This is a genomic window from Curtanaerobium respiraculi, assembly GCF_024609215.1.
Classification (GTDB): domain Bacteria; phylum Actinomycetota; class Coriobacteriia; order Coriobacteriales; family Eggerthellaceae; genus Curtanaerobium; species Curtanaerobium respiraculi.
The window spans coordinates 1-1,749 of record NZ_JANIPD030000030.1; the positions used below are offsets into that span (position 1 = coordinate 1).

At 70.4% G+C, this 1,749-nt stretch carries 1 protein-coding gene; it reads right to left on the reverse strand.

All coding sequences use genetic code 11. The annotated features are described in order from the left end of the window. Positions 1–165 precede the first annotated feature (165 nt). The gene (locus tag NOV21_RS07815) at positions 166–1,380 is read right to left on the reverse strand and encodes an IS110 family RNA-guided transposase (RefSeq protein ID WP_283171732.1); all 1,215 of its coding nucleotides are present in this window, start codon (positions 1,378–1,380) and stop codon (positions 166–168) included. Positions 1,381–1,749 lie beyond the last annotated feature (369 nt).

Genomic DNA, 1,749 nt, shown 5'->3' on the forward strand with positions numbered 1-1,749 from the left:
CTGATCAACCTATAAGTTGTTTTCTATTGTACGACGCATTTTCGGATGGCCGGACGGTCAGCTCCGATTAGCCCGGCCGAAGGCGATTCGCGCGTTTACGGGCATGCTGGCGCCGCCCCTGCTAGAATGCATGGGGGCGGACGAGGGTTGCTGTCTTTGATCATCCTATGCCGCTTCGGTCAGCGGCGCGTAGGGGGCGCCGCTGACCGGCATCGCGTAGATCGCCTCCACGCGCCTGCGCGCCAGGGCCCGAAGCGCCTGCACGTGCTTCTTGCCCTCCGACCTCTTCCTGTCGTAATAGGCCCTGGCCCGCGCATCGGACTCGATGGCGATGCGCGCCGATTCGATGAGGGCGTTCTTCAGCCTGCGGTTGCCGCCCTTGCGCTCCTTCGACTTCTTCAGGCTCGACCCCGACTCCTTCCTGGCCGGCGCGACGCCCGCGTAGGAGGCCAGGTGGGCGGCGTCCCCGAACCGCCCGATGTCGCCTATCTCCGCGGCGATGGCGGCGCCGTAGACGCGCCCGACGCCGGGGATGCCCATGAGCAGCGCCACCTCCGGCAACGCCGCCGAGGGGCGGTCGGGCTCGGCGTTCAGCCTCTCCTCCTCGGCCTCGGGGTCGATGGCGCGCTTCGCGGCCCCCTTGACCTGCTCCTCGATTGCCGCGGCGCCGGGCAGCCGGACGGTCTGGCGCGAAAGCGCCTCGAACGCCTCCCCCACGCGCTCGGGCCCGCGGCGGCAATGGTGCTTGAGCCCCGACGCCCATTCCGAGGCGCGCTTCTTCCCGGCCCTCCTGAGCCCCATCGGGCCGCCGTAGCGCGCGATGAGCCGTATCTCCAGGTCGTTGTGCGGCTTCTCCTTGGAGAAAACGGCCTCCAGGGCCGGGCATTCCTGGTGGATGAGGCCGTGCAGGCGGTTGTAGCAGCGCGTGCGCTCTCGGACGGCGTCGTCGCGGCACGACGCCACGGCCTTGATCTCCGCGATGGCCTCGGGGCGCCCGCCGACCAGCTCCACCAGGCGGGGGCTGCTGCGCGCCGCGTCGGCGACGATGCAGGCGTCGAGGCGGCCGGCCTTGTCCTCGCCGTACGTCTCGGCCGCCTGCGCGAACTTCCTCGGCGGCATGTGCGCCACGTCGAGCCCCATGTCGCGCGCGACGGCGGCGGCCAGGCGGCCGAACGCGCCGACCTGGTCGACCGTCACGAGCGTCCTCCCGCGGCCCGAGGCGCGCCCCGGCACGTCCCTCAGCTCCCTCTCGCCCTGGGCGACCGGCTCGCTCAGGAACGGGTCCTCGCCGTCCGCGCCCATGGCGACGACGTGGTTCGACGTCTTCCCCACGTCTATGCCGCAGAACACCGCATAGCCGGCGATCTCGCTTCTCTTCAACGGCTTCTCCTTCCATCGGGGGCGGGCTGGCCTGGAATCGTCGCGACGGTCGCCTTCGGCAGAACTCCACGAGCGGCGGCAACAACCTTACGGGCGATAAACGACCGCGGGAGCCCGGTGGCATGATCAGCGAGGCCGCGAGGGCAATTAATTTGAGCCGGTGTCCGGGCTCCGCGACGGCCAGCGGGAGGGCCATGCATAGCCCTCCCGGAGAAGCATTCTAGGGAAAACGACTGGTAGAATTAATTCCGCCTTGGCCGGGGGCGGCGGGCTGAGCGCCAAAGCGGCGGAAGCCGAGCGGGCGCAGGCGTGCGCGGACGGGGATCGGGCCGCTCCGGCGCCAGCATGCCGCCCCCGGGCTGGCGGAAT